Raw genomic sequence first — 26133 nt, 5'->3', positions numbered from 1 at the left:
GCCACCCGTTCCAGACCCACCGCTCCCGGAGGTTCCCCATGACCACGTATCCCGCGCAACTCCTGATCAACGGCGAACTCGTGACCGGCTCGGCTTCACCGCTGGACGTGCTCGACCCGGCGACGGGCGGCGTCCTGACGCGGGTGAATCAGGCGAGTGACGACCAGGTGGACGCGGCGGTGGCCGCTGCCAGGAACGCGTTCACAGGCTGGGCGGCCACTCCACCCAAAGACCGCGCGGCGGCGCTGCTGGCCCTGGCAGACGCCATCGATGCCGACGGCAAGGAATACGCGTCATTGGAGTCGGACAACGCGGGCAAACCCTACGGCGCGGCCCTGGCAGACGAGATTCCGGCGGTGTCGGACACGTTCCGGTTCTTCGCGGGTGCCTGCCGGACGCTGACGGGCGCGGTGGCGGGCGAGTACCTGGCGGGGCACACGAGTTTCATCCGGCGTGACCCGGTGGGAGTCGTGGCGAGCATCGCGCCGTGGAATTACCCGTTGATGATGGCCGCGTGGAAGCTCGCGCCGGCCCTGGCCGCCGGAAACACGGTGGTGCTCAAGCCCAGCGAGCAGACTCCCCTCTCGACCCTGCACCTGGCGAAGAAATTGCAGACGCTGCTGCCGCCCGGCGTGGCGAACATCGTCAGCGGTCTGGGGAGCACCGTGGGCTCGCGGCTGATCCACCACCCGGACGTGCGGATGGTCTCGGTGACGGGCAGCATCAGCACCGGGCAGCATGTGCTGGAGGCCGCGAAAGCCTCGATCAAGCGCACGCACCTGGAACTCGGCGGCAAGGCGCCGGTGATCGTGTTCGACGATGCCGATCTGGAAGCCGTGGTCGAGGGCATCAAGGTGTTCGGCTACTACAACGCCGGGCAGGACTGCACCGCCGCGTGCCGCGTGTACGCGCAGCAGGGCATCTACGACCGGTTGGTGGCCGCCCTGGCCGACGCCGTGGGCAGCATCCGCATGGGCACGCAGCGCGCCGAGGGCACCGAGATGGGGCCGCTCGTGAGCGCCGCCCAGCGTGACCGGGTGGCGGGCTTCGTGGAGCGGGCGCGCGCGCTGAAGCACGTGGAAGTCGTCGCGGGCGGCCACATGGGCGAGGGCAACGGGTTCTTCTACCAGCCCACCCTGATCGCGGGGGCTACGCAGGACGACGAGATCGTGCGCCGCGAGGTGTTCGGCCCGGTCGTGAGCGTGACCCGCTTCACCACCGAGGAGGACGCCGTGACCTGGGCGAACGACAGCGACTACGGCCTGGCCAGCAGCGTGTGGACGAACCACGCCGGGCGTGCCATGCGCGTCAGCGCGCAGCTCCAGTACGGCGCGACGTGGGTGAACACGCACTTCATGCTGGTGTCCGAGATGCCGCACGGCGGGTTCAAACAGAGCGGGTACGGCAAGGATCTCAGCAGCGCCGCCCTGGAGGACTACTCCGTCGTGCGGCACGTGATGATCAAGCACTGAGCCAGGGGCAGGTCAGCTACCCCGGTACGTCGAGTACGACCAGGGCGTCATGACCAGCGGCACGTGATAATGCGCGCCGGCATCCGCGACCGTGAAGCGCAGCGTGACCACGTCCAGGAAGGGAGGGGTGGAGGCCGTCGGGAACTCGGCGTAGTACGCGCCCACGTGGAAGGTCAGCTCATAGGTTCCGGCCACAAGCCGCCCGCGTTCGATGAGCGGGGCGTCCGTACGGCCGTCCGCGTTCGTGATGGCCTCCGCGAACTTCTCCCGCAGCGGCCCGGTGACGCCGTGCAGTTCCACCCGGATCCCCTGGGCGGGGCGGCCCCGCGCGGTGTCGAGGACGTGCGTGCTGAGGCCCGCGCCGCCGCTCATACGGAACCTCCGCTCGGGTTCGCCTTCGGCTCACCTGAGTTCCGTCTCATGCGCGCTCGATCCAGGCTTCCATCAGGCCGTAGGGTTCCGGGTCGACGTGGAAGATTTCGCCCTCGTTCTCGATCCCGAAGCGTTCGAGGTTGTAGCGCAGGTGATGCCGGTTCGGCAGCTGGAACCACACGCGTGAGATCTCCGGGCAGACGCCCAGCACGGCCTCGCCCAGTCGGTACAGGGTGTTCTGGAGGCTGGGCGAATAATGGTCGGTGAAGGTGCGCTGGATCTGGTCGAAGGCGCGTTTCCATACGGCGTCGTAGTCGCAGTCGGGCACGGCATACTCCCATTTCGCGGTCACGACCGTCGCCATGATCCGGTCCGTGGATTCCGGCAGCGTGGTGAACCGCTCCTCCAGTAGATAGCCCGCCCAGCCGCTCTGCGTGGTCTTCAACACGGACAGTTCCGCAATGCCGCTCGTGACCTTGAAGGAGGTGCCGTCCATCGTCTCCACACGTACGGTGTGCTTCGGCAGCTGCCGCACGAAGCCGTGGTCATGGCCCTGATCGCCGTCGCCCGGCAGGCGTTCCCACAGGTGCTCGGTGAACTCCGCAAAGCCGCCCGTCACCTTCGGCCCCGCCCGGACGAAGTGGGCCAGCAGCTCCTTCCCGAAGGCCTCCACGCTGCCGGCAAAGCCTTCCTTCGCCAGGGCATAGATCGTATTCCGCACGGTGTCCGTGGCGAGCAGCTCCGCATTGTCGCCGTCTGCGTGCGCCGCTTCGAACTCGCCGGTCATGGCCACACGCACGTTCACATCTCGAATTTCATGCCGGGACGTACTTCGGAACACCTTGAACACCTGCACGTCGGCCTTACCGTAATTGTTCTCGCCCAGCTTCACGTTCACCCTGGTCATCGTTCATCCCCCTGGATCAGGTCGAGCACCCTCAGCCGCGCGATCCGCCCGATCTCGTGCAGGGCCGCCGCACGCTCCTGCTCCGGCGTGTTCGCCAGCCGCCGCCGCGCCCCCTCGAAGATGCTGGCCTTCGTATTCTCCCGCACGCACACCACGTACGGCAGGCCAAACCGTTCGTGGTACGCGGCATTCAACGCATGGAACTCCTCATACTCGGCCGGAGTCAGACGATCCAGTCCCGCCGATGCCTGCTCGCTGGCGCTCTCCGACGTCAGTTCGCCCGCCAGAGCCGCCTTGCCTGCCAGATCCGGGTGAGCGCGGATCAGCGCCACCTGCTCCTCCTGGGAACCGGTATCGAAGGCGGTCGCGAAAGCCCGCGCCACCGCCTCCGCACTCGCGAAGGGCCGTGCCTGCGCCACCACCCGCGCGTAGCGGGGCGAGTGCTCCAGCACGCCCGCGAAGTGAAGCTCAAATGCCTCGGCACTCAGGGCATTGATGTCGGACAGCGTCCGGGGAGATCGGGCAGTCACACACTCACCTCCAGCAAGCCCCCGCATTCTGCCGCACACCCGCCCCGACTCCCACCGGGTCACCTGACCAGAATGTGAGAAAAGCACGTCAGCGCACTGAAGGCAAACACCACCCCACGGCCGCCCCCACCCGTCAGGGTAGGAAGCATGACCCTGAACCTGACCGTGTCCAGCCGCCTGACGCTCCTGACCGGCCTGACCGCTCTGCTGGCCGCGTGTGGCAACACCACCGTCACCATCACGCCGACGCCCAAGCCGACCGAGGTCGCGGGCCTGATCATGGGCAAGATCACGCCGTTCACCGCTGGTGACGCGAATTCCGTTGCTCCGGACTATCTGAAGATCAGTGCGCCCGTGAGCACCACGGGGCAATTTGATCTTGGACTGCCTAAGGCCAGCGTAATGAACACGACTTACAACAGTGACCTTGTTGCCATCAAGGACGTGTTTGGCTCCTGCACTGATCCCCAGATTACCGCCCCCGCCGACATGGAAGTCTTTCCCATCAACTACCTGACGACGGATAAGAATCAGCGAATCATCTCAGAACCCACCGCCGGATCAACCCCTTTCACTTATCGAGGCTGGTGGTACTCGAACAAAGAGGCCACTGTGAAGTTCAAGGGCACCCAGTGCCTGCTTCTGGGTGACACCGATACGACCCTGTCATTCAAGCTCGGCTGGAATCTCGTGCTGGTGAGCACCGATGGCAATACGGCCACGTATACGATGTCCACCCAGCCGACCACCCATGTTGCCTGGCAGCCATTCAACACGACCAAGATGGCGAGCCTCGGCCTGAGCCCGAATGTGCTGACGCCCTGGCGCGTTCTGCCCCAGTACCGCAACCGCTGAGCCCAGGTTTTACAGGCGACCGGCATTTCGCGTGTCCGGTCGCCTTCACGTCGGAGCAAGAAACTCTTGCGGGGTGGACGCCACACGCCTTCCAGACGCATGATCGGCGAACACCGAAAGGAGTTGCCCATGCCCATTCACCTGTCCCCTTCCGCGTACGCTCTGGCCGCGCACCTGCATGCGCGTCTGCGCGGGCGCTGGCAGGCCTTGCCGGGTGCGAATACCGGTCAGTCCACGGTGCCCCCGTTCCAGGCCGCGCCGATCCCGGAGAACCTGCGGGGCCGCCGGGTAGAACTGATCGTTGAGGCGTCGGATCTCCGAGCCCTGAACTCGGCGCTGGCCTCGAAGGCCGATGCGGTGGTCGTCGACTTCGACGATACCTTCGCGCCCACGCCGGCGAACGTGCAGGCCGCCTACGACGCGCTGGCATGGGTGATGGACACGGAGAAGCCGCTGCTGGCCCGCCCGCGCGCCCTGTACGCCACCGAGCCGGGCCTGGACTTCGGCGGCCCGGCCAGCGCCGCCCTGTGCGATCTGGCCGTGCTGCTTACGGCGCGGCCTGACCGGGTACCGCACCTGTACCTCCCCAAACTGGAGACCGAGGTCGAGGCGCGGTTCTGGCAGGAGGCGCTGAGTCTCGCGGAAACGCACCTGGGACTGGAGGCGAACACCGTGCGGGTGTGCCTCCAGATCGAGACATTCAGCGGACTCCTGAACGCCGACATCCTGTTGCACGTCCTCCGTTCCCGCGCGTATGGACTGAATGCCGGACGCTGGGATTACGTGTTCAGTCTGATCAAGCACATCGGTGCCACGCGCCCTGGCCCCGTCCCGCCGCGCTCGCAGCTCACGATGGATGTGCCCGCCATGCGCGCCTACGCCGAACACCTTGTGGGCGTGTGCCAGCAGCACGGGGCCGAGGCGATCGGCGGCACGGCCTCACTGGCGCCCGATCCGGCGAACCCACAGCCCGCCCTGGAGGCCGTGCAGGCCGACAAGGAGCGGGAGGCGACCCAGGGCTTCACGGCGGCGTGGGCCGGGCTGCCAGACCTGCTGGACGCCGTGCGGGCGGGGATTGCCCCCAGGGTACGACGGCCGTCCACAGCCGTGCAGGCCGACCTCCAGACGATCCTCACGGATCTCCCCACTCCGAACCACATTCCGGTGCTGGAACTCCGCGATTCCGTGGGGCTGGCGCTGGACGTGTTTGCGGCATGGCTGGAGGGACGTGGGGTCGTCGTCCGTGGCGGGCGGGTGGAGGACACGGCCACGGCGGAACTGGCCCGCGCGCTGGTGTGGCAGTGGGTGCGGGTGGGGGCGACGCTCGACGATGGCAGCGTGCTCACCCGCGACCGGTACCGGATGGAGCGCCGCGCCCTGATGCCGGACAATGTGGGGGCGGCGCGGCTGCTGGATCATCTGGTGCTGTCGGACCGCTGCGCGGCGTACTTTCCCCGTGAGGCCCAGGGGCTGTTTCCTGACCTGTTCCAAGGAGTGACCTCTTGAGTGTGAATCGAACCGACAATCTGACGGAACTGAACGCGCGGGTGCTGGCGGCCTGCCGCGAACTGGCGACGCTGACCGAAGTGCCGGGCGAGACGACCCGGACGTACCTCTGCCCCACCACGCGGGACGTGCATGCCTTCCTGCGGGCGTGGGCTGACTGGCTGGGCCTGAGCACCACAGTGGACGCCGTGGGGAATCTCCGCTCCCGGCGGGAAAGCGCGGGGGCACGAACCCTGTACGTGGGCTCGCACATCGACACGGTGCCGAATGCCGGGGCGTACGACGGCATGCTGGGCGTGCTGCTGGCCTACGCGCTGGTCGAGGCGCTGGGTGACCGTGGGTTGCCGTTCGCCATCGAGGTGCTGGCCTTCTCGGAGGAGGAGGGCGTGCGCTACGGCGTGCCGTTCATCGGGTCGCGGGCGCTGACGGGCACGGTGAACGAGATGCTGGGCCTGCTGGACGCGGAGGGGCAGAGCGTGGAGGACGCCATCCGCGCCTTCGGCCTGAGCCCGGACGACCTGCCGGCCGCGCGGGTGACCGGCGGCGCGTTGGGCTACGTGGAGGTACACATCGAGCAGGGGCCGGTGCTGCAGGCGGCGGGCGCCGCCGTGGGCGTGGTGACGGCCATCGCCGGGCAGAACCGCGTGCTGCTGGATTTCAGGGGCCGCGCATCGCACGCGGGCACCACGCCCATGGCGCACCGCCGGGATGCGCTGGCAGCGGCGGCGCACTTCGTGGTGGCGGTGGAAGACCGGGCGCGGAACACGCCGGGCCTGGTGGCGACGGTGGGGGTCATGCAGGCGCGGCCGGGGGCGATCAACATCGTGCCAGGCGACGTGCACTGCACGCTGGATATCCGCCACGAGCGCGACGCCGCAAGGCTGGACGCCCTGCCCGCCCTGCTGGACGACGCGCAGCGCTTTGCCGCCGAGCGTGGCGTCACGGTGACGGTCACGCCGAAGATGGAGGAGCGCGCCACCCCTATGGACGCGGGCTTCCAGGCCCTGCTGCACCACGCGGCGGACGACGAGGGCCTGCTCCATCCGGAGCTGGTGAGTGGCGCAGGGCACGACGCGATGGTGATGGGCACCGTCATGCCCGCCGCGATGCTGTTCGTACGCTCGCCGAACGCCCTGAGCCACCACCCGGACGAGATGGTGAACCCCGAGGATGTGGAGGCCGCCCTGCGCATTCTGCTCCGCTTCGTGGAGCGGCTGGCCCTGGAGGTGACGGCGTGAGCGCCGACGTGATCGTGCGCGGCGGACAGGTCGTGACTCCGGACGGCGTGCGCCGCGTGGACATCGGCATAGCAGACGGCCAGATCGTGGAGATGGGCGAGGAACTGACCGGCGCGGGCACGAACCTGGACGCGACCGGCCTGCATGTCTTCCCCGGCGTGGTGGACGCCCACGTGCACCTGAACGAGCCCGGCCGCACCGGCTGGGAGGGCTTCGACACCGGCACGCGGGCGCTGACCGCCGGAGGGGCGACCGCCTTCCTGGACATGCCGCTGAACTCCTCACCTCCGCTGCTGACCCGTGCACGCTTCGACGAGAAACGGGCGCTGGGCGAACAGAAGTCCCGGCTGGACTTCGGGTTGTGGGGCGGTCTAACGCCGCTGAACCTGGATCAGCTCGACGACCTGGCGGACGCCGGGGTGATCGGCTTCAAGGCCTTCATGTCGAATTCCGGCCTGGACGAATTCCCCGCTGTGGACGATGTGACGCTGTACGAGGGCATGAAGGCGACGGCGCGGCTGGGCCTGGTCGTCGGCACGCACGCGGAGAGCGACGACTTCACGGGGCGGCTCACGCAGGCGGCGCGGGCCGGGGGCAAGCGCGGCGTGCGGGATTATCTGGCGACCCGCCCCGTGGTCACGGAACTGGAGGCCGTGCAGCGCGCCCTGCTGTTTGCGCAGGAGACGGGCGCGGCCCTGCACCTCGTGCACCTCAGCAGCGGCGCGGCCGTGGCCCTGGCGACCGAGTGGAAGGCCAAGGGTGTGGACGTGACCGTGGAGACTTGCCCGCACTACCTGCACTTCACCGACGAGGACGTGGAACGCGTGGGCGCAGCCCTGAAGTGCGCGCCGCCCCTGCGCCCGCAGGCCGTGCAGGACGACCTGTGGCGCGAACTGCAGGCCGGGCACGTCGATACGGTCGGCTCCGACCACTCCCCCGCCCCGCCATCCATGAAGACGAGTGACGACTTCTTCGCCCTGTGGGGCGGGATCAGCGGCGCGCAGAGCACCCTGAACGTGCTGCTGGAAGACGGCCACCACCGCCGGGGCCTGCCGCTGGAGGCCGTGGCCGCCCTGAGCGCCCTGAACCCCGCCCGCCGCTTCCGCCTGCCCGGCAAGGGCCGCCTGGAGGTCGGTGTCGACGCCGATTTTGCTCTGGTGACCCTGGACGAGTCCTTCACGCTCACCACGCTCTACGACCGCTGGCAGCAGAACCCGTACCGGGGACAGACCTTCCGGGGGCGCGTGCAGGCCACCTACCTGCGCGGCCGAAAGGTCTACGAGAACGGCGTGTTCGACGACTCGGTGCATGGGATGCTGCTCCGGCCCGGACGCTGATCGGCTCGTCCTCTTCCGATGTGCTGTGAACCGGGGACGACCGGGACTCTCCAGCCTTCTCCGCTCTACCTGCTCACCGCCCCATTCAAGGAGCCCTCTGTGAAACACCTCGGAGTCACCCGCAGTTCACTGCAGCCGTCACATGCAGTCATCACCCCAGATACCTTCGTCCGGACGGCCCTGGCGGAGTGGCCGGGCAGCGCCATCGTCCTGCACATCGCGCCGGTGATGGGCCTGGGCGCGCGGTTCGTGCAGTTCACGGCCGAGATGCCGCCGGGCGCGCAGGCGAAGGAATCGGTGCATGGCTACCAGCGCTTCGTGTTCGTGCTGGACGGCGAACTGGAGGTCGTACTGGACGGTGAGACCCGAACCCTGCGGGAGTATGAGTATGTGTTCCTGCCGTCCGGGATGACCCACACGCTCAGGGCCGAGGCTGGTTCACGCGTGTCGGTGTTCGAGAAGCCGTACGAGGTCGCGGGCGTGACCTCCCCAGCAGTTCACTGGGGCAACGAGCGTGACAACGCCGGAGCCGCCTTTGAGGGCGACGACCACCTGATCGCCCGCAAACTACTGCCGGACAGCTCCGAGTTCGATTTCATGGTCAGCACCATGAGTTTCGCGCCGGGGGCCTCGCTGCCCTACACGGAGATCCACTACATGGAGCACGGCCTGCTGATGCTGGAAGGCGAGGGCCTGTACAAGCTCCAGGACACGTACTATCCGGTCACCCAGGGGGACGTGATCTGGATGGGGGCGTACTGCCCGCAGTGGTACGCGGCGCTCGGGCGACAGTGGAGCAAATACCTGCTCTACAAGGACATGAACCGTCACCCGCTGATGAGAGGAGGATCGAATCCATGAGCCGACGTGACCTGCCACTGACCGACAATTACGACGTGAAACGCGGCGAGGACGGTCACCGGTATCTGGTGCCGCTGATCCGGGGCTTCAACCTGACCCGCATTCCGCTGCTGAACAAGGGCACGGCCTTCACCGCCGAGGAGCGTGAACTGCTGGGCCTGGACGGCCTGCTGGCCCCGCAGGTGGATTCGCTGGAGGTGCTGGTCGAGCGGCTGTACGACGAGTACGTGAAGCTCGACGACCCGATGCGCAAGCACACCTTCCTGCGGAACCTGCAGGATCGCACGGAGGTGCAGTTCTACGCGCTGCTCTCCCGTCACGTCGAGGAAATGCTGCCGATCGTGTACACGCCGACGGTGGGCGAGGCGGTGAAGCGGTTCTCGCAGATCTACCGTTACCCGCGTGGCCTGACTATCAGCACGCAGAACATCACGCGGGCGAAGCAGGCGCTGGCGAACGTGCCCCTGAACGACGTGCGGATCATCGTGGCGACCGACTCCAGCGCGATCCTGGGCATCGGGGATCAGGGTTTCGGTGGCATGGCCATCTCGATTGGCAAGCTGTCGCTGTACACCGTGGCGGGCGGCGTGGGGCCAGACAAGACACTGCCGGTGGAGTTGGACGTGGGCACAGGCCGCGAAGACCTGCGTGACGATCCGCACTACCTGGGCGTGAAGCACGAGCGCCTGACCGGCGAGGCGTACCTGCAGTTCATGGACACCTTCGTTGAGGCGACGCTCCAGCGCTACCCGAAGGCGATCATCCAGTGGGAGGATTTCAGCAAGGATGCGGCCTTCGACGTGCTGCGCCGCTACCGGCGGGTCGTGCCGAGCTTCAACGACGACATCCAGGGCACCGGCGCGGTGGTGCTGGCCGGCGTGCTGAACGCCTGCCGCGTGAAGGGCGAGCATCTGGCAGATCAGGTGGTCGTGGTACACGGGGCCGGAGCGGGCGGAGCGGGGGTGGCCGCCGCGATCCGCGAGGGCATGCGCCGGGAGGGCCTGGACGACGCGGCCATCCAGCGCCGCGTGTTCGTGCTGGACTCGCGCGGCCTGCTCACCGACGACCGGCAGATGGAGGACTACAAGCGATCCCTGACCACCCCGAAGGCCCTGGCAGACGGCTGGCCGGGCACCGACCTGCTGGGCGTGATCCGGGGCGCGAAAGCGACCGTGCTGCTGGGCCTGAGCGGTCAGGGCGGCATCTTCAGCGAGGAGGTCGTGCGCGCGGCGGCGGCGAACACCGCGCGGCCGATGGTCTTCCCGCTGAGCAACCCCACCGCGCACACCGAAGCCCTCCCGGCGGACATCCTGCGCTGGACGGACGGGCAGGCGCTGGTCGCGACCGGTAGTCCCTTCGACCCGGTGAGCCTGGACGGCCAGACCCACGAGATCGGGCAGGGGAACAATGCGTTCATCTTTCCGGGCCTGGGCTTCGGCGCGATCCTGGCCCGCGTGCGCGAGATCACGGACGAGATGGTCACGGAGGCCGCGTATGCGCTGGCTGCGTACACCGAGCGGCACCATCCGGCGCGGCTGTACCCGCCCGTCTCGGAACTGGCGAAGGCCAGCGTGGAGGTCGCCGTGGCCGTGATCCGTCAGGCCCTGTCCGACGGCGTGGCGACCGAGTTCGAAATCCGCCGCATGAGTGACGAGGAGCTTCACGGGTTCGTGGAGCGCAAGTTCTGGCAACCGAAGCACCTGCCGTTCCGGCTGGAGTAAGGCTTACAGAGCTGCCGCAGGAGCGCCGCCCAGGACTTGGGCGGCGCTCCTTTGTACCTGAGCTCAGTTCGGGACGGCGCGTTCCGGGATGTCGCGTGGGGTGTCGCTGGCCGCGTCGATGTACGGGTCGGGCGGCACGTCCTTGGAGATGATCGGGGTGCTGATCAGCGGCTTGAAATCGTCGTCGGCCACGAATTCCCAGCGGCGCCGTCCCAGCAGGGCCACGCCGAAGCTCAGGACGAACAGGGCCAGCAGGGTCAGCATGAAGGTCACGTAGTGGCCCTCGAAGGCCCCACTGAGCCCATGCCGCAACGCGCCGACGCTCTGCGTGACGGGCAGCCACGCGTGAATGACCTGGAAGAAGCGGGGCGCCGTTTCCACCGGGTAGGAGCCGCCGGACGCAGCGAGTTGCAGCACCAGCAGGATCAGGGCCAGCAGACGGCCGGCCGCGCCGAAGCAGAAGATCAGGGCCAGCACCATGACCAGGAAGGTCAGGCTGGAGGCCACGGCCGTGAAGACGACCTGGGCCGGGTGCAGGAAATCCACGCCCAGCAGGTGCACACCGAGCACCACGAGCAGCGCCTGGAGGGTGACGAGTGCGGCGGGCGCGGCGGCCTTGCGGATCACGCGGGCGAGCTGCGAACTGCGCCGTCCGCTGCGGGGCAGTTGCTGGTACGGGAAGATGAAGGTGGTCAGGGTCACGCCGACCCACAGGCTCAGGGCCATGAAGTACGGGGCGAAGGCCGCGCCGTTGTTCTTCACGGCTGCGAAGGTCTGCACGGCGGGTTTCACGCTCACGCTCAGCCCGGCCGGATCGCCGGTCAGCGAGTCGATCCGGGTGGGAATCCTGGATTGCAGCGTGGTCAGGCCGGTGAGAAGTTTCCCGGCCCCGGCGTTCACGTCACTGGCCCCCTGCTGGAGAGACGTGGCCCCGCTGGCCACCGTCTTGAGCCCCTCGCCGAGCTCCCCGCTCTTCGCGGCCAGGGTGCGGGCCCCGTTCTTCACGGCGTTCAGGTCGCTCTGGCTGGGCAGCTGGCGGGTGATCTGTCCTAGCGTGGATTTGATCTTCACGGTGCCGTCCACCAGAGTATTCACGCCGGATTGCAGGGTCTTCGCGCCGCCCTGCAGGCTGCGGGCGCCGCCGGCCGCCTGGGTCGCCTTGTCGGCCAGCGTGTGTGCGCCACTCTGGAGGGTCTTCACGCCCGCTGCGAGCTGCGTGGCTCCGTCACCCAGTTTTTTTGCTCCCTGGACGGCATCGGCGCTGCCGGCGCGGGCGGTGCCCAGCTGGGTGGACAGGAGCTTCGCACCGCTGGCCAGGCTGCCCACGCCGCTGGCCAGGGCCGTGGCGTTGGTGGCCAGGAGCTGGGCTCCCTGGACGGCAGCGTCCGAGCTGCGGCTGGCAGCACTCAGCCGGGCCGACAGGGCGCTGGCCGCACTGCCGAGTTGCGCGGCGGCCTGGGTCTGGTCGCCGCCACTGGGCCCGGCGGGTGTGGCGGCCTGGCGGAGGGGGGCGCCCAGCCGGTCAAGGCGGGCGCGCAGGGTGACGCTGGCGGCCCGCAGGTCGTCGGCCTGGGCGGCCAGGGAGGCGACGTCCTCGCGGACGGCCTGGGGCACCAGAATCTGCGTGCGGAGGTTGGCGTTGAGGGCGGCGGTGCGCGTGGCAAAGCTGCCGGCGCTGATGCTGAGCTGCCGGGCGCTGGCGCTCACCTGCCCCAGGCTGCCGCGCAGCGCCGGGGACTGGGTCGCCAGGGGGGCTCCGGCCTGCACGAGCTGCTGGGCACCGCCATTCAGCTCGGCCGCACCTACCGCGAGCTGCGCGGCGCTGGCCGACAGCTGGGTCAGGCCGCTCTGCAGGGCCGGGAGGGTGGTCGAGAGCTGGGTCGCCCCTCTGGACAGCTGCGTGGCCCCGGCGCTAGCCACGCGGGCCGAGGCCGCGAGCCGCTCAGCGCCGGCGGAAAGCTGGCCCAGTCCAGTCTGAAGCTGCGGGAGCTGCCGGGCGAGGGTCGCGCCGCCCTGTGCGAGTTGCGTGGCGCTGCTGGCCGCCCTGGCGGCGCCCGTCGAGAGGGTGCCCGCTCCGCCCGACAGCGCGTCGAGGCCGCTGGCGAGGTCGCCGGTTCCGCTGACCAGCCGGGCCGCGCCGGATTTCAGAGGTGCCAGCGTGGCCAGGCCGGGCGTGGCGGCCTCCAACGTGTTCAGGCCGCCCGCGAGTTTGCCGGTGCCGTCGGTGAGGCGCGTGACGGCACTGGAAAGCGACGCGGCCCCGGTCACGAGCTGCTGGCCGCCGAGGGCCGCTCGCTGCGCACCGGTCGCGAGGGTGCCCGCGCCGTAGTCGAGTTGCCGGGTGCCGATCTTGAGCTGCGACGCGCCAGCCTGCAACTGGTCGGTGGCGCTGCGGAGGCTGGTGAGGTTGCGCTGGGCGTCGGCCAGGGTGCGCTGGACGACCGTCCAGCGGTTCTCGCCGAGGGTACGGTTCAGCTCGTCGCTGAGGGTGGTGGCAAAGGCAGTGGCCACGCGGCTGGCGAAGTAATTGCTGCCCTCGGCGACATAGAAGTTCAGCTGGCCGTGCTCGGCGCTGCTGCCGGCGATCGCCTGTTTGCTGAAGGTGCGCGGGATGGTCAGGGCGAAGTAGGCGTCGCCGCGCCGCACGGCGTCCTGCGCGGCCTGCTCGCTAGGGTAGGGCAGGTAGTGGAATTTCGGCGTGGCGTTCAGGTCGCGCAGAACGTCCTGGCCCAGGGTGTAGGTCTGCCCGCGGCTGACGGTGCCCTGGTCGAGGTTCACGAGGGCCACGGGGAGGTTCTCCAGGTGGCCGTACGGGTCGAGGGCGCTGCTGAGGTAGATGGTGGCGTAGGCGAGCGGCACGGCGGTGATGGCGGCGGCGGAGACCCACATCATCGGCCACTGCCACAGGCGGCGCTCGGCGGGGCTCAGGCGGCGGTAATCGTCCCTGAGCGTCTGGAGATTGAGGGGGGTGCGTGCGGACATGGGCTCTCCTGAGGAACCTGAGGGCAATGGGTCGGCGTCAGGCCGAGTATGACCGTTCCAGACGTGAGTATGGTCTCTTATTGACAGAGTGTCAAGTGACGAAACGTCAGCACGGTGCTACGCTGGTTCCATGCCCTCCCACCGCCGCCTGGATGCCGACACCCGCCGGGAACAGTTGCTCGCCACCGCCCAGAACCTGTTCATCGAGCGCGGTTTCGAGGGCGTGGGGATGAACGACATCGCCCACGCCCTGGGCACCTCCAGACCCACCGTGTACACCTACTTCACCTCCACCACAGCCATGCTGCGCGCCCTGCTCGACGCCCGACTCCCCGCCCTGTGGCAGCGCCTGCATCCCCTGCTGGAAACCGGGCAGGACTCCGGCCCCCCGGTTCACATGGCGCTGGATTACCGGGCGATCTTCGGGGCCCTGCTCCAGGAACGCGACCTGCTGCTGCTCATGCACTCCGGCGGCGGCCCGACCTTCCGGGAACAGCGCAGTCACTTCCTGCAGGAACTCGCCGCCCTGCTCGCCCCGTACCGGCCCGCACTGGCCCGGCCCGGCGCCCTGCACATCGTCACGCTGTTACTGGAGGCCGTGGCCGTCGAGACCCTGCGCCACCCGGAGAGCGCTCCCGAAGGGCTGGACGACAGCCTGGCCGCGTTTCTGGTCGGTGGCCTGGGCGCGCTGCGCGGCAACTAGCGGGCGCTGGGCGCAACCTGCGTACACTCAGGGCATGACCGAGGCGACTCCCGCGTCCACATCCTGCGTGCTGGTGATCGTGGGCGGTTCCATGGCGGCCGTGAAGGCGCCGTCCGTGCTGCGCCGGCTGCGCGAACAGGGCCTCGGCGTGCGGGCGATCGCCACGCGCGCCGCCCTGGCCTTCATCACGGAGCTGAGCCTCAGCACCGCCGCCGACGGGCTGGTGGGCACCGATGCCCACTGGTTCGAGGCCCGCCCCGACGCCCTGCACCTGACCCACGCACGGGTGGACGGCGTCGTGGTAGTGGCTGCCTCGGCCGAGCTGCTGGCTGGCGCGGCGGGCGGCCATGCGAACGATCTGGCGCTGGCGAGCCTGCTCAGCGTGAGGGGGCCGGTGCTGTGGGTGCCCGCCATGAACGAGGCCATGTGGCGCAGTCCGGCCGTGCAGGCCAATGTGGAGCGCCTCCGGAGCTGGGGCCACCGCTTCCTGGGGCCGGAAGTCGGCGCCTTCGGCACGCGCGGCGAGGGCAGTGGCCTGGGGCGCATGGCCGAGCCCGAGGACATCGCCGCCCGAATGCTGACCCTGCTGCGCCCGGTCAAGCGAGACTTGGAGGGCATGCGCGTCGTCGTCTCGGCCGGACCGACCCGCGAGTACCTCGATCCGGTGCGGTTCATCAGCAATCCGTCGAGCGGCAAGATGGGCTTTGCCGTGGCCGAGGAGGCGCGCGACCGGGGCGCGGACGTGACCCTAGTGACGGGCCCCGTGACGCTCGGCGACCCGCCCGGCGTGACGACCGTCCGGATTGAATCCGCGCTGGAACTGCGGGACGCGGTGGTCGCGGCGGCGGCAGACGCGGACATCGTCGTGATGACGGCCGCCGTGGCGGATTACCGCGCGGCCGAGCAGGCTTCAGAGAAACAGGCGAAAATCGCGGGCGACGTGACCATTCACCTCACGCCCAACCCGGACATCCTGGCGCACCTGGGGGCCGACAAGGGCAAGCGGGTGCTGGTGGGCTTCGCCATGGAAACCCACGCCGGAGTGGAGCGGGCCGCCGCGAAGGCCGCGCGCAAGAACGCGGATTTCATCCTGCTGAACTACCCCACCCGCGAGGGCACGGCCTTCGGCGGGGACGACAACCAGGTGACGCTGGTGCGGCCCGACGGCCGCCACGAGGACTGGCCACGCGTGAGCAAGCGTGAGGTCGCGCGCCGGCTGCTGGACGAGGCCGTGCAGGCGGCCCACGCCCGCCCGACAGTTTGAATTATTCAGCGGCTATGCAATGATGGAGGGCGTGCCCGCCGCGCTCAGCAAGGAACAACGCCAGAAACGCATCCAGGACATCATCGCCCGCGAGGGGATCTCCACGCAGGGGGAACTCGTGCAGCGCCTGCGCGAGGGCGGCATTCAGGTCACCCAGGCGACCATCAGCCGCGACATCAACGAGCTGCGGCTGGTGCGCGTCCCGGTCGGCAAGGGACGCCACCGCTACGCCCTGGCGCAGATGACCGGGCACAGCAACGTCGAGGGCGAACTCGCGCGGCTCTTCCAGAACTTCGTGCACGACATCGACCGGGGCGAGAACACCCTGGTGATCCGCACCGCCGACGGACACGCGACCGGCGTGGCCATGCTCCTCGACCGCCTGCGCCGTGACGACATCGTCGGCACCATTGCCGGTGAGGACACCATTTTCGTCCTGGCCCGCACCGTCGCCGAGGGTGAGGCGCTGATGGAAGAACTGCACGAACTGATGCTGGGCTGAGCGCCTCCGGCGCCACCAGGCCCGTTACGGCACGTCCTCGTCATCCAGATCCGGCAGGTCGCCCACCGGCAGCTGCACGTGCACGGCCGTGCCCTCGCCCACGGTGCTCTCCAGCCAGATGCGCCCGCCGTGGGCGTCCACGATCCCGCGGGCAATGCTCAGGCCCAGGCCCGCGCCGCCCTGATCCCGGCTGCGGCTGTCCTCCAGGCGGTAGAACCGGTCGAAGAGGCGTTCGAGTTGATCCTTGGGAATGCCCGGCCCGTCGTCGCGGACGCTCAGGCGCACCTGCGCGCCGTCCAGCACCGCCTGACTCTGCAGGGTGATGGTCGTGGATCCGGCCTTCAGGGCGTTGCTCACGAGGTTGATGATCACCTGCTTGAGTCGATCCGGGTCGCCCTCGAAGGCCACGTCCTGACCCATCACCTGAATGGTCGTGTGCTGCGCCTGCGCGAGCGGCCCGAGTTCCCGCGCCAGTTCCGACAGGAACAGCGTGGACAGGATCGGGGCCTTCTGCATGACCAGCGCGCCACTGTCGCTGCGGGCCAGTTCCAGCAGGCTGGCGATCAGGTTGGTGAGCCGCTCGGACTCGCTGCGGATGATGTTGAGACTCTCCTGCTGCTGCCCGGTCGGACTGGTGCGACGCAGCAGATAACTGGCGTGCCCGCTGATGGCCGTCACCGGCGTCCGCAGTTCGTGGCTGGCATCGCTGGTGAATCGCCGCTGCGCCTCGAAGCTCGCCTCCAGGCGGCCCAGCATGCCGTTGAGCGCCTGTGCCAGCGACTGCACCTCGTCGCCCGTGGCGGGCACCGGAACGCGCTGCGCAAGGGTCTGCCCGCCGATCTTCTCGGCCGCCCGCTGCACCAGCCGCAGCGGCTGGAGGGCCTGCCCGGCCAGCAGGAAAGCACCCGTGCCCGCGATCACCAGGCCCGCCAGGAACAGCAGGATGATGACGCTCCTGAGCTGGTTGAGGGTGGTGGCCAGGTCGTCCACGGGGCGGCCCACGAACACCAGGCTCAGCACGCTCTCCTCATCGCCGGGCAGCGCGCTGGTCGCCTGACGCACCGGAGCCAGCACGACCAGCAGCCGCACCATGACGGGCTGCGCGTTGAACGAGTCGCGGCGCGGGTAGTTCAGGTACAGGCGGCCACCGCTGGAGCGGATCAGCTCGGTCAGCTGGTCGTCGGTCAACTTGACCGGGAACGCGCAGTCGAAGCCCAGGGAACGCCGGCTGAAATCCTCCACGCGCCGCAGGGTGGCGAGCGTCGCCGCCCGGTTCACGCCCCCCAGCGCCTCGACGAGTTCCGGATGGGTATAGAACAGCAGCTGCTCGACCTGAAGGTTCGAATTCGGGAACTGGTAGCGGGCGGTGAGGCTGGCGTCCGACAGGGGCGTGGTCTCGGCGTTCGACGAATCGCAGGCGCTCAGGGAAATACTGGTGGACGTATTCGCGAAGCGTGAATATTCGCCCAGGAGTTCGTTGTCGAGGGTGTTGAGCAGGCTGGTCCGCATCAGGTACAGCGTGGTAACGCCCACCATCAGCAGCAGGGCCGCCAGCAGCGCCGTGTAGAACAGCGTGAGCCGCCAGCGCAGCGTCACGCCGGAACTCCGTACTGGTCAACCCTGCCCGTGCCGGGGATCATGCGCGGCAGTGTAGCGGGCCTTCAGATGTGATGCTTACTGCCGTCACTTCTCAAGACCTCGGCGCGACCTCTCCAGGGCACGACCAGCGACTGACGATGCCCGTTCCGTCCACCCACCCGTTGGTGTTGGCTGTCCACCAGCAGTGATGCTCGGTTCAGGCCGGCTTACTCCTCGCGCAGCACGTAGCCGACGCCGCGCACCGTGTGGATCAGGCGGCGTTCCCCGCCCTCCTCCAGCTTGCGCCGAAGGTAACCGATATACACGTCCACGACGTTGCTGCCGCCGGTGTATTCGGGCCAGACCTTCTCCTCGATCTCGAACCGTGAGAAGACCTTGCCGGGATTGCGGGCCAGGAGTTCCAGCAGTTCGAACTCCTTGGCGGACAGTTCCACGCGGCGTCCACCGCGAAAGATCTCGCGGCCATCGAGGTTCATGACCAAGTCGGCCACGCGCACCTCGCCGGTCACGGCCGGATTCACGCGCCGCAGGTGGGCGCGCACGCGGGCGAGCAGTTCCTCGATGGAGAAGGGCTTGATCAGGTAGTCGTCGGCGCCGCTGTCGAGGCCCTCGACCTTGTCCTGAATGCCGTCCTTGGCGGTCAGGATGATGATCGGCGTATTGCTGGTCTTGCGGATGCGCCGCGCGACCTCCAGGCCGTCGAGCACGGGCAGCATCAGGTCGAGGATGACGAGATCGGGGTTGACTTCACGGAATTTGGAGAGACCGGTCACGCCATCAAAGGCCACCTCGGTGGCGTAGCCTTCGGCGGCGAGTTCCAGCTCGATAAAACGGGCAATGTCTTTTTCGTCTTCGATGACGAGAACCAGGGGCTTACGTTCCATACCCGCAGTCTATGGACGGCTCTCATGAGAAGAGGGCCGTGGCGCTTAATCAACTTTCATGCGCACGGCGCTGTCCTGGCGCAGTGAGAACGTCTCACACGCGGCACCAAACCCCTGCAATGCCATGGGCGCGCGGGCCTCGCGGATCATGCCCCGCAGGTTCATGCCGGCGATGTTGCCGCACACCAGCGTCTGTCCGGGAACGGCCGCGTCGCACAGGCGGCGGGCGTAATTGACCGGCAGGCCATAGGCACTGCGCTGGCCGCCCACCATGCCGGTCAGCACCTCTCCGGCGGCTACGCCTGCCCTCAGGCGCAGGTCGACACCCAACAGACCCGCCAACGACAGCCGCGCGGTACGGTCATGGGCTTCCAGGGCGGCCAGACAGGCGTGCTCCGTGGAGGGAGCGTCCCAGTACGCGAGCACGGCGTCGCCCTGGTGCTGAAGGATCTGACCGCCGCGCGCCTCGAAACTTAGGATCATGACCTGTACGAACTCGGTCATCAATGACATGTAGTGCGGCAGGGGCAGACGGTGCGCGAGTTCGGTGCTGCCGACCAGATCCACGAGTACCAGGCAGGCTGCCGTGGTGGCGGCGGGCACGCTGGAGAGGGGCAGCAACTTGGCCATGGGATGAACACATCATGGCGGAGGTATGAAGAAAGTTAAAGGGAGATTTCATTCAATATTTAATGAACGCGTTCACAAATGGTTGCCCGCGATCCGAGCCCCAAGAGCCCCACATCAGCGGAAGGAGACGCCGCCATCTTTGCCCAGCACGAAGCCATGCATGGGCGGAACGGTCCGGAACGAGACCCACTCGCCCACCTGCACGTTCGGACCCCCCACGAAACTCGACAGCACCAGCGGCAGCCGCGCCTGAACCACCCAGGTGCCACGTCCGACCGCCAGGATCCGGCCCCGGCCCTCCACTCCCGAAACGCCATGAATGGATAGCACCTCCGCCCGTTCCTGATCGTCCGGCAGTGCGGTCAACTCGTCCAGGATGCCGTGCACCACCACGCTGGCCGGGCCGGGGGGCGCTGCGTAGGGCCCACACCGGTCGAACAGATACAGCACCCGACCGCCGGAGGCGAACTCCAGCAGCGGACTGCCCTCGACCTGCGCGTACAACGTGCCGATAGCCGCGAACTCCGCGAAGCGCTCCATGAACTCACGCTCAGAACTCTCCAGCGTCACCGGACACTCCGGGCGGGCACACACGCGCCACAGTCAGGAGGCTCCGGCTGAGGGAACGGCGAACGAACGGCGGGACTCATCACGGCGATTCTAGCGGGCTGCTGCCGCCCTCTTCGTCCAGCCACGCCAGATCCGGGCGTACCAGCCCGGCAGCGTCCAGCCGCGCGTCCGCCCGCTCCAGCGCGAAGGTGCCCTCGACCTCACGCTGGATGTGGATCAGCACCAGTCCGCGCAGGCGTTCCAGCACCGCCCACTCCACGGAGTCTGGCACCTGCGCGTCGCGCGCGCGGGCCAGCACGGTCAGCGCCCAGACCTCCTGCCCCTCCCGCATGGCCCGTACCGCGTCCGGCGGCACCACGTCCCTCAGGTCAGGGTGCGCCACGCCACATCCACGATCACGCCCGCCAGCATGGTCAGGGCCAACCACATGTTCGCGTCGAAGAACGCCACGTTCACGCGGCCCAGATCCTGCGGATTCACAATCCGGTGTTCGTACAGCAGGATGGCGCCCATGATCAGCGCCGCCAGCACGTACCAAAAACTCGCGCCCGTCACCACGCCCACCAGCAGCAGGCCCGCGAAGGTCAGGGCGTGGCTGACCGCCGCGATCCGCAGTGCGGCCGGAATGCCGAAACGCGCCGGAATGCTCTGGATGCCGTTCGCCACGTCGAAGGCGTAATCCATGGTCGCGTAGATCACGTCCAGACCGACCATCCAGAAGATCACGACGGCCCACAAGGCCCACGCCCCCGGCGCGAAGTGCCCTGTCACCGCGATCCAGCCGCCCGCCGCCGCCGCTCCATCCGTGATGCCCAGCCACACATGACACAGCCACGTGAAGCGCTTCGTGTACGGATACCCGATCAGGAACACCACCGCGAGCGGCATCAGCAGCAGACACAGCGGATTCAGCTGCGCCGACGCGACCGCCAGGAGCACCAGACTGACCACCACCAGTGCCCACGCCTGGGCAGGCGAGACCTTCCCAGCCGGCACCTCCCGCAGCGCCGTGCGCGGATTGCGCGCATCGATGAAGCGGTCGATCACGCGGTTGGCTCCCATAGCCGCCGTCCGGGCCGCTGCCATCGCCACGGTCACCCACAGCAGTGTGTGCCAGCCGGGCCATCCTGTCCCACGCGATTGCATGCTCGCCAGCAACATACCCGCGTAAGCGAACGGCAGCGCGAACACCGTATGCTCGAACTTCACCAGATCCAGGAACGTCTTCACGCGCGTGTCGCCGCTTACCATGCCGCCCTCACAATGCCGCAGGATACGCCCTGCCCGGATCTGAACGCCGACCAGACCTCACGCTTGCCAGACCCCAACCCCACCCGCTGACGAATCCGCACTTCGTCTGCTATCATTCCGGACGCGCGCATGGGAACGAGGCGTAGCGCAGGCCGGTAGCGCACTTGGTTTGGGACCAAGGGGTCGCTGGTTCGAATCCAGTCGCCTCGACCACCCGCCCGGGCAGGCAGGCCGGGCCATGCGCGCAATGCGGGATTGGTGTAGTGGTAGCACAGCAGCCTTCCAAGCTTCTGGCCTCGGTTCGAATCCGTGATCCCGCTCCAGCCTGAAGCTCCCCCACGGGAGCTTTTTGCATTTCACCACACGCACGCGCCCTTAGCTCAGCTGGATAGAGCAACCGCCTTCTAAGCGGTCGGTCGCAGGTTCGAGTCCTGCAGGGCGCGCCACGAGAACCCCGTCTAGTACGGGTTTTTTGTTTAGGGTGTGCGTGCCCAACCGATCCAGATCGCTCCGTTGTGCCCAACGCGTGCCCAACGGAGCTTTCACTTGCCCTTCTCTGAGGGACTGATGAGAGCCGCAACGTCTAGAGTCATGTCCGCCCGCTCGTGCTGGAACACCGTCCGGTATCGATCCAGGGTGAAGGATGCCTTCGCATGTCCGACGTGAGCGGACACGACTTCGACGGGCCGCCCGCTGGCCGCCTGCAGGGAAATAAAGGTGTGCCGGAGCACGTGCGTCCCCAGGTAACGCACCTTCGCCTGATTGCACAAGACACGCATCTGCTTATAGACCGTGTCCGGCAGGATCGGCCCGCCTATCGTGTTTGTAAATACCGCGTCACTGGCCACGTACCGTCTTCCCTGCGCTTCTACGTCCAGCACAGGCCGTTCCTGCCACTCCTGCAGAATGATCAGAGCATCCCCACTTACCGTAATCGACCGGCGAGAGCGGGCCGTCTTCGGGGTCGTCCGGTGCGCCACACCACCCAGGCTCACGAGCGCTTCCCGAACATGGACTACTCCCGTCTTCGCATTGACGTTCTCCCACCGCAGGCCCAAGGCCTCCCCTACGCGCAGACCAGTCGCGAGCATGAAACAGAACACGCTACCCACTCGATCTGGTCGGGCCACCTGATAGAAGGCGCCTGCTTCCTTCGCGGACCAGGCTATCACCTTCTCTTCCTGCGCGGCCGTGCGGGTGTACGCGGGCCGTGCCACATCCGCCGGATTCCTCAGCAGCTCGCCATGCCTCACGGCGTCAGCAAAGGCCCGGTGAAGCAGGTTGTGCACCTGGCGCTTCATGGAGTCACCCAGCGGCTTTCCCTTCGTCTTGTCTTCCGTGCGTGTGTCCTGGAAGGTCAACCCGGCATACAGGGCTTCGAGGTCGCGGGGCGTGATCGTGCCCAGCCGGCGCTTCCCCAGGCCGGGAATGATGTGCCGCTGAATGAGGCTGTCCTGGGCGGCGGCATACTTCGCGGCCAGATTCCCCTTCCGCGCGGCGTGCCATTCGTTCAGATAATCCTTCAGGGTCGTCTGGGCGTTCACGGTGAATTGTCCGCGCGCCGCATCTGTCCGCACGCGGCTCAGGGCGTCCTCTGCTTCTGTCTTCGTGGCAGCGATCCCGGACACACGCTCTACTTCCCCAGTAGGCAGTTCCACGGTCGCCCGCCACTGAAACCGCCCGGAGGGAAGGCGGCGGATCGATCCGCGCCCGTTCCCGCGTTTGGCCTGCTCTTCCTTCCGCGCCATGCCGCTCCCATCACGCACTAAAAAAGGATCGATTCAACGTGCACCACCTGCATAACGTACACCGGAACCGTCTAGGACGACATTTTTACGGGTGAACATTGAAAAGGCAAAGTACACCTGGGCGCGCAATGTACACCCGTCATTTCTGCCGCTTTGAGGATATGGCGGTCTTCAGCGCACTACTTCCAGTACGTCCGAAAGCTCTACGCGCTTACCAGTCAGCTTCTCCAGACCGCCAATCAACTTTCCGAGCGTGTCGAATTCCATGCCCTTCATCTCGCCGCTGGAGATGGCGTAGGCCGTCGTGCGGGAGAGTCCTGATGCCTTCCACAGCGCATAGGTGCTCTTCCCCGAGTCCTCTAAATATTCTTTGACTTTCCAGCGCACGTTCACCCTCCTAGTGTGGCCCCTGCCGGGCTGCACCCATATTACCAGAGGTCTTGAACTATTACCAGAGTTCCGGTACTATCCAGACAGCAGAAAAGGGGCCATCGCCGTAGGAAGCCAGACCCCTTTCTGCGAACCAGGAGGTTCGTATGGCAGTTTACGCAGAGCGCCTCACAGAAGTTCCCGTCACGCTCACCGTCACGGAGCTGAAAGCCCTTCTTGAGTGCGTCCGTGAAACACCGTTCAATGCGCCAGGCCAGAGCAGCGCTGCCAACAAGATCCGTGCAGCCCTCAAGGGGATGAACGTGTGAGCATGCCTGTCCTGACAGCGTTCAACGTGACTCCAGCCCTAAACCTCACGCTGACCATCAAGCACGAAGGGCGCACTATCCGTCGGCGCATTAGCCTGAAGGGTAAGCACGCCGGCATGACCTCCATCCACTTCTACTCTGGAGTACTGCGCTTCCAACGCGACCAACGTGTTACCTACGACGAAGTGAGCGATATGGAGACGGTGTGGGCCGTAGGTGGCCTCTGCCTAACGGCGAGCCGTGAACTCGCTGAGCAAGCTGTCCGCGTCCTGTGGGGGACAAACTACGCCCTTACCAACTGGGCGTGCGAACGGCAGGGTATTTGAAGTCACGCTGCCCGACCGCCGACGTTGATGGTCGGGCAGCGTAGCCGATAGTACAGATGCACCCATCACTGTTAATGCCGCCATCAAGGCGATCCACGTATCCTAGTGAATGGCTAAAAAACCTGACGATACCAGCCTTGCTGTAATCGCCCTCATTCCCCCACCCATTCAGCGTCATGCGGAAGACGTGATGCAAGGGCGTGAACAAATGATGCCCCGCACGACGCAGGTCACTCCTACCGTGACTGTGGTTCATGGCGGCACGCCTCAGCGCCGTGCCGCTGCGCTGGCGTGGGTGGCCGCCATGCTCGCCAAGAAAGGGAAGGTGGAGAAGTGAGCAGGCCAGACGTCACTATTACCCCGAACTCGACGGCCGCCCGACGTGCGGCCCTTCTTGACTGGATCAAAGCTGGCCAGGATGCACGTAAGGAACGGAAAGCATGACGAGAAACGCTTCAGCCTCCACTCAACTATCGCCCGCGCCTGTCACTCCCGCCCCCCGTCCTACCACCGTGCCGTACGTGTCGGAGCACAACCCGGCTGCGGGCCGCCGCGTGCTGGCCATCCTCGGCAAGTACAGCGCCCTGCTCGGCGGTCGCAAGTGACCATCGAGCAGGCGCTCTGTGAGCCACACGCACCTGCCCCTCGTCCTGCACCCATCATCAAGGTCGAGAAGAATCCGGCAGCAAACCTCCGTGTCCGCCAGATCCTCGCGGAGCTAGCCGCCGCTAAGGGCGTGAAGCTGTGACGTCTCCGGCTCATCAGGCCGTCCCCTGCCCGCTGTCGCCTGCCGCCCGGATGCGCGAATGGATCAAGCGCAACGTCAAGCCCGCTGCGGAGCGTGCGGCATGACCACATCAAAGGCCAAAGCCATGTGCGGCGCAGCTAAACCGGCTCTCTGTGAGCCACAGATCCCAGCCCCCCGTCCTGCTCCGATCATCAAGGTCGAGAAGAATCCGGCTGCGAACCTCCGTATCCGGCAGATCATGTCGGAAGCCGCCGCGCGCATGGGCGTGAACCTGTGACCAAGCCGGCGGGCTTCTGGTAGGTCTTGCCCTGCCGGTTCGTCGCCCCGCACCTAGGGCCTTTCTTGCGGCCGTCTCGCGTAGAGGGGCGTGGATTCATCATGGGCTACCTCAGGGGGTGGAGTCATCATGGGGGAGAACGCAACGCGCCGGGCCGCGTGTTGCTAGGCTGAGGAATGGACAGCTTTGACGAACAGTTACAGAAGCGGTTGCAAGCTCGCGCTGACGCTGAGGCCGAAGAGAAGCGCAAGGTAGATGAGCAGGACAAGATCGCTCTGGAACGTGCAGAGCGGTCAGCGACAATCGTGCGCGGCTCCGCCGGGATTGTGTTTAAGAACATTGCTGAAAGCCTTCGGATTCGGGGTTTGGAAGCCGAAAGCTCAGTATCCAGTGTGGAAAAACTTGCAACAATCCAGCATCAAGCGACGGCGACCCTGGAGGTAAAGACAAAAACGGGGCCGCAAAAACGGGGCCGCATCATCGCAACAAAGCATCCCCAGCGCGATACCATCAACTTGAATATGAGTCCCAATTTCGGGGCCATAAAAGACGTTGAATTTGAGCACACCAATAAAGCCGGTATCGAACAGGCTGTCCAAGGATGGGTACTTGATCTGTTAGACAACTGATTCCCAGTTGATAGCGTTCTACGGTTCTCCCTTTCTCTCTGCATCAGCGGGTATACGTACCCAGTACCAGTCACTGTCGGTGGCCCACAAGTGGCGGGTTTCCTCTCGGTAGCGCTCGCCTTCCTTGCGGGCTTCAGGTGTGGCCTCACCGCGCCAGTCCTTGCGCCGTCGCTCTCGCATGGGCGGGCCTCCGGGTCGGAGCGGTGGGCGGTGGGCTGGTAGCTTGAGGGATGCCCAGGCTCAAAGGGATGTACTCAATGGCGGACGCTCTACGGGCTGACGGATCTACCGTGTTCGTGTTCCGACCCGATGATTTGGCGAATTGCCCTGCTGGGATGCACCCCGATGATATGGGCATCCTGATTGATGCGTTCAAGCAACGGGATACACACATTGAGGTTATGACTGGCGATGGCCTGCTCAGCGGGACAGTCGCCAGAGAGCGAGGCCCATTCAACTCACCTCTTAAGTACACGGTGCGCGGAACCCTTGTACCGGACACGCGCTCGAACCTCTTGTCCTG

The 26133-nt window shown here is 67.0% G+C and carries 27 protein-coding genes and 3 tRNA genes; 18 read left to right on the top strand and 12 right to left on the bottom strand.

Annotated elements, in window-relative coordinates:
• Window positions 1-38 precede the first annotated feature (38 nt).
• Complete coding sequence (locus E7T09_RS13155; protein WP_136389653.1) at window positions 39-1472, top strand: gamma-aminobutyraldehyde dehydrogenase; 1434 nt, start codon at window positions 39-41, stop codon at window positions 1470-1472.
• 12 nt (window positions 1473-1484) lie between these two features.
• Here the strand turns inward: E7T09_RS13155 and uraH are convergent, their stop codons facing one another.
• The 3 genes from uraH to uraD are packed head-to-tail and all read right to left on the bottom strand — an operon-like array spanning window position 1485 to window position 3281.
• The gene (gene uraH / locus E7T09_RS13150; protein WP_136389652.1) at window positions 1485-1844 is read right to left on the bottom strand and encodes a hydroxyisourate hydrolase; all 360 of its coding nucleotides are present in this window, start codon (window positions 1842-1844) and stop codon (window positions 1485-1487) included.
• 46 nt (window positions 1845-1890) lie between these two features.
• The gene (gene pucL, locus E7T09_RS21930) at window positions 1891-2751 is read right to left on the bottom strand and encodes a factor-independent urate hydroxylase (RefSeq protein WP_168734839.1); all 861 of its coding nucleotides are present in this window, start codon (window positions 2749-2751) and stop codon (window positions 1891-1893) included.
• Window positions 2748-3281, bottom strand: coding sequence for a 2-oxo-4-hydroxy-4-carboxy-5-ureidoimidazoline decarboxylase (uraD, locus tag E7T09_RS21925; RefSeq protein ID WP_240741782.1), 534 nt, complete (start codon window positions 3279-3281; stop codon window positions 2748-2750). The genes pucL and uraD overlap by 4 nt, the downstream gene beginning before the upstream one ends.
• Before the next feature lie 147 nt (window positions 3282-3428).
• On the opposite strand from uraD, the gene E7T09_RS13140 reads away from it, so the two are divergent.
• The 6 genes from E7T09_RS13140 (at window position 3429) to E7T09_RS13115 (ending at window position 10799) form a co-directional block, all read left to right on the top strand.
• Complete coding sequence (locus E7T09_RS13140; RefSeq protein ID WP_136389651.1) at window positions 3429-4136, top strand: hypothetical protein; 708 nt, start codon at window positions 3429-3431, stop codon at window positions 4134-4136.
• A gap of 129 nt (window positions 4137-4265) precedes the next feature.
• Window positions 4266-5642, top strand: coding sequence for an aldolase/citrate lyase family protein (locus E7T09_RS13135; RefSeq protein WP_240741781.1), 1377 nt, complete (start codon window positions 4266-4268; stop codon window positions 5640-5642).
• A gap of 2 nt (window positions 5643-5644) precedes the next feature.
• On the top strand, window positions 5645-6880 hold the full coding sequence (locus E7T09_RS13130; protein ID WP_240741794.1) for an allantoate amidohydrolase: 1236 nt from the start codon (window positions 5645-5647) through the stop codon (window positions 6878-6880).
• The gene (locus E7T09_RS13125) at window positions 6877-8217 is read left to right on the top strand and encodes an allantoinase (protein WP_136389649.1); all 1341 of its coding nucleotides are present in this window, start codon (window positions 6877-6879) and stop codon (window positions 8215-8217) included. Before E7T09_RS13130 ends, E7T09_RS13125 begins: the two co-directional genes overlap by 4 nt.
• Window positions 8218-8316: 99 nt before the next feature.
• Window positions 8317-9078: a (S)-ureidoglycine aminohydrolase gene (gene allE, locus E7T09_RS13120; protein ID WP_136389648.1), complete on the top strand. Its 762-nt coding sequence runs from the start codon at window positions 8317-8319 to the stop codon at window positions 9076-9078.
• The gene (locus E7T09_RS13115) at window positions 9075-10799 is read left to right on the top strand and encodes an NAD-dependent malic enzyme (protein WP_136389647.1); all 1725 of its coding nucleotides are present in this window, start codon (window positions 9075-9077) and stop codon (window positions 10797-10799) included. The genes allE and E7T09_RS13115 overlap by 4 nt, the downstream gene beginning before the upstream one ends.
• Before the next feature lie 63 nt (window positions 10800-10862).
• On the opposite strand, the gene E7T09_RS13110 is transcribed toward E7T09_RS13115, so the two are convergent.
• Entirely contained in the window at window positions 10863-13781 is a 2919-nt protein-coding gene (locus E7T09_RS13110) for a YhgE/Pip domain-containing protein (protein WP_136389646.1), read from the bottom strand.
• A gap of 130 nt (window positions 13782-13911) precedes the next feature.
• Between E7T09_RS13110 and E7T09_RS13105 the strand changes: the two genes are divergently transcribed.
• The 3 genes from E7T09_RS13105 to argR are packed head-to-tail and all read left to right on the top strand — an operon-like array spanning window position 13912 to window position 16250.
• Window positions 13912-14484, top strand: a complete 573-nt coding sequence (locus tag E7T09_RS13105; protein ID WP_136389645.1) for a TetR/AcrR family transcriptional regulator — start codon at window positions 13912-13914, stop codon at window positions 14482-14484.
• A 34-nt stretch (window positions 14485-14518) separates the two neighbouring features.
• Complete coding sequence (coaBC, locus tag E7T09_RS13100; protein WP_136389644.1) at window positions 14519-15748, top strand: bifunctional phosphopantothenoylcysteine decarboxylase/phosphopantothenate--cysteine ligase CoaBC; 1230 nt, start codon at window positions 14519-14521, stop codon at window positions 15746-15748.
• 31 nt (window positions 15749-15779) lie between these two features.
• Window positions 15780-16250 (top strand): arginine repressor, encoded by a 471-nt coding sequence (gene argR / locus E7T09_RS13095; protein ID WP_240741780.1) that lies wholly within the window; start codon window positions 15780-15782, stop codon window positions 16248-16250.
• Between the two features lie 24 nt (window positions 16251-16274).
• Here argR and E7T09_RS13090 read toward each other — a convergent pair whose 3' ends face one another.
• The 6 genes from E7T09_RS13090 to mqnP form a co-directional block, all read right to left on the bottom strand.
• The gene (locus tag E7T09_RS13090) at window positions 16275-17846 is read right to left on the bottom strand and encodes a cell wall metabolism sensor histidine kinase WalK (RefSeq protein ID WP_240741779.1); all 1572 of its coding nucleotides are present in this window, start codon (window positions 17844-17846) and stop codon (window positions 16275-16277) included.
• A gap of 209 nt (window positions 17847-18055) precedes the next feature.
• Complete coding sequence (locus E7T09_RS13085; RefSeq protein ID WP_010887388.1) at window positions 18056-18733, bottom strand: response regulator transcription factor; 678 nt, start codon at window positions 18731-18733, stop codon at window positions 18056-18058.
• Between the two features lie 45 nt (window positions 18734-18778).
• A complete protein-coding gene (locus E7T09_RS13080) occupies window positions 18779-19363 on the bottom strand; it encodes an adenylate/guanylate cyclase domain-containing protein (RefSeq protein ID WP_136389643.1) in 585 nt (194 codons plus the stop codon).
• Between the two features lie 114 nt (window positions 19364-19477).
• Window positions 19478-19933: a hypothetical protein gene (locus E7T09_RS13075; protein WP_136389642.1), complete on the bottom strand. Its 456-nt coding sequence runs from the start codon at window positions 19931-19933 to the stop codon at window positions 19478-19480.
• A 79-nt stretch (window positions 19934-20012) separates the two neighbouring features.
• Window positions 20013-20315, bottom strand: a complete 303-nt coding sequence (locus tag E7T09_RS13070; RefSeq protein WP_136389641.1) for a hypothetical protein — start codon at window positions 20313-20315, stop codon at window positions 20013-20015.
• Window positions 20297-21184 carry a menaquinone biosynthesis prenyltransferase MqnP gene (mqnP, locus tag E7T09_RS13065; protein ID WP_136389640.1) on the bottom strand — a complete coding sequence of 296 codons (888 nt, stop codon included), beginning with the start codon at window positions 21182-21184 and terminating at the stop codon, window positions 20297-20299. Before mqnP ends, E7T09_RS13070 begins: the two co-directional genes overlap by 19 nt.
• Window positions 21185-21320: 136 nt before the next feature.
• Here mqnP and E7T09_RS13060 point away from each other — a divergent pair.
• The 3 genes from E7T09_RS13060 to E7T09_RS13050 all read left to right on the top strand — a co-directional run bounded on the left by E7T09_RS13060 (window position 21321) and on the right by E7T09_RS13050 (window position 21630).
• A tRNA-Pro gene (locus E7T09_RS13060) sits at window positions 21321-21397 on the top strand.
• Window positions 21398-21433: 36 nt separating this feature from the next.
• Window positions 21434-21507: transfer RNA gene (locus tag E7T09_RS13055), tRNA-Gly, on the top strand.
• A 46-nt stretch (window positions 21508-21553) separates the two neighbouring features.
• Window positions 21554-21630 (top strand) — tRNA-Arg (locus E7T09_RS13050).
• Between the two features lie 96 nt (window positions 21631-21726).
• Here the strand turns inward: E7T09_RS13050 and E7T09_RS13045 are convergent.
• Complete coding sequence (locus E7T09_RS13045) at window positions 21727-22812, bottom strand: site-specific integrase (RefSeq protein ID WP_240741778.1); 1086 nt, start codon at window positions 22810-22812, stop codon at window positions 21727-21729.
• A gap of 291 nt (window positions 22813-23103) precedes the next feature.
• Entirely contained in the window at window positions 23104-23325 is a 222-nt protein-coding gene (locus E7T09_RS13040) for a helix-turn-helix transcriptional regulator (protein ID WP_168734837.1), read from the bottom strand.
• 143 nt (window positions 23326-23468) lie between these two features.
• Here E7T09_RS13040 and E7T09_RS21920 point away from each other — a divergent pair, with 143 nt between their 5' ends.
• The 5 genes from E7T09_RS21920 to E7T09_RS13025 all read left to right on the top strand — a co-directional run bounded on the left by E7T09_RS21920 (window position 23469) and on the right by E7T09_RS13025 (window position 25610).
• Complete coding sequence (locus E7T09_RS21920; protein WP_168734836.1) at window positions 23469-23630, top strand: hypothetical protein; 162 nt, start codon at window positions 23469-23471, stop codon at window positions 23628-23630.
• 2 nt (window positions 23631-23632) lie between these two features.
• Window positions 23633-23956 carry a hypothetical protein gene (locus tag E7T09_RS13035; RefSeq protein ID WP_136389637.1) on the top strand — a complete coding sequence of 108 codons (324 nt, stop codon included), beginning with the start codon at window positions 23633-23635 and terminating at the stop codon, window positions 23954-23956.
• A 109-nt stretch (window positions 23957-24065) separates the two neighbouring features.
• Window positions 24066-24293, top strand: a complete 228-nt coding sequence (locus E7T09_RS13030; RefSeq protein ID WP_136389636.1) for a hypothetical protein — start codon at window positions 24066-24068, stop codon at window positions 24291-24293.
• A 511-nt stretch (window positions 24294-24804) separates the two neighbouring features.
• Window positions 24805-24981 carry a hypothetical protein gene (locus tag E7T09_RS21915; protein ID WP_168734835.1) on the top strand — a complete coding sequence of 59 codons (177 nt, stop codon included), beginning with the start codon at window positions 24805-24807 and terminating at the stop codon, window positions 24979-24981.
• Between the two features lie 176 nt (window positions 24982-25157).
• Window positions 25158-25610 carry a hypothetical protein gene (locus tag E7T09_RS13025; RefSeq protein WP_136389635.1) on the top strand — a complete coding sequence of 151 codons (453 nt, stop codon included), beginning with the start codon at window positions 25158-25160 and terminating at the stop codon, window positions 25608-25610.
• Window positions 25611-26133 lie beyond the last annotated feature (523 nt).

It is taken from the genome of Deinococcus sp. KSM4-11 (genome assembly GCF_004801415.1).
Lineage (GTDB): Bacteria > Deinococcota > Deinococci > Deinococcales > Deinococcaceae > Deinococcus.
The sequence above is the reverse complement of the archived record's forward strand: the minus strand, read 5'-3'. Positions and strand labels throughout refer to the sequence as shown.

What these genes read in the sequence shown, in the direction of transcription:
- E7T09_RS21915 (WP_168734835.1), top strand. Translation starts at nt 24,805, where the DNA reads ATGACCACATCAAAGGCCAAAGCCATGTGCGGCGCAGCTAAACCGGCT.
- E7T09_RS13080 (WP_136389643.1), bottom strand. Translation starts at nt 19,363, where the DNA reads ATGGCCAAGTTGCTGCCCCTCTCCAGCGTGCCCGCCGCCACCACGGCA.
- coaBC (WP_136389644.1), top strand. Translation starts at nt 14,519, where the DNA reads ATGACCGAGGCGACTCCCGCGTCCACATCCTGCGTGCTGGTGATCGTG.
- E7T09_RS13105 (WP_136389645.1), top strand. Translation starts at nt 13,912, where the DNA reads ATGCCCTCCCACCGCCGCCTGGATGCCGACACCCGCCGGGAACAGTTG.
- uraH (WP_136389652.1), bottom strand. Translation starts at nt 1,844, where the DNA reads ATGAGCGGCGGCGCGGGCCTCAGCACGCACGTCCTCGACACCGCGCGG.
- E7T09_RS13155 (WP_136389653.1), top strand. Translation starts at nt 39, where the DNA reads ATGACCACGTATCCCGCGCAACTCCTGATCAACGGCGAACTCGTGACC.
- E7T09_RS13035 (WP_136389637.1), top strand. Translation starts at nt 23,633, where the DNA reads ATGCCTGTCCTGACAGCGTTCAACGTGACTCCAGCCCTAAACCTCACG.
- mqnP (WP_136389640.1), bottom strand. Translation starts at nt 21,184, where the DNA reads ATGGTAAGCGGCGACACGCGCGTGAAGACGTTCCTGGATCTGGTGAAG.
- E7T09_RS13140 (WP_136389651.1), top strand. Translation starts at nt 3,429, where the DNA reads ATGACCCTGAACCTGACCGTGTCCAGCCGCCTGACGCTCCTGACCGGC.
- E7T09_RS13135 (WP_240741781.1), top strand. Translation starts at nt 4,266, where the DNA reads ATGCCCATTCACCTGTCCCCTTCCGCGTACGCTCTGGCCGCGCACCTG.
- E7T09_RS21920 (WP_168734836.1), top strand. Translation starts at nt 23,469, where the DNA reads ATGGCAGTTTACGCAGAGCGCCTCACAGAAGTTCCCGTCACGCTCACC.
- E7T09_RS13025 (WP_136389635.1), top strand. Translation starts at nt 25,158, where the DNA reads ATGGACAGCTTTGACGAACAGTTACAGAAGCGGTTGCAAGCTCGCGCT.
- E7T09_RS13085 (WP_010887388.1), bottom strand. Translation starts at nt 18,733, where the DNA reads ATGGAACGTAAGCCCCTGGTTCTCGTCATCGAAGACGAAAAAGACATT.
- pucL (WP_168734839.1), bottom strand. Translation starts at nt 2,751, where the DNA reads ATGACCAGGGTGAACGTGAAGCTGGGCGAGAACAATTACGGTAAGGCC.
- E7T09_RS13115 (WP_136389647.1), top strand. Translation starts at nt 9,075, where the DNA reads ATGAGCCGACGTGACCTGCCACTGACCGACAATTACGACGTGAAACGC.
- E7T09_RS13110 (WP_136389646.1), bottom strand. Translation starts at nt 13,781, where the DNA reads ATGTCCGCACGCACCCCCCTCAATCTCCAGACGCTCAGGGACGATTAC.
- E7T09_RS13030 (WP_136389636.1), top strand. Translation starts at nt 24,066, where the DNA reads ATGGCTAAAAAACCTGACGATACCAGCCTTGCTGTAATCGCCCTCATT.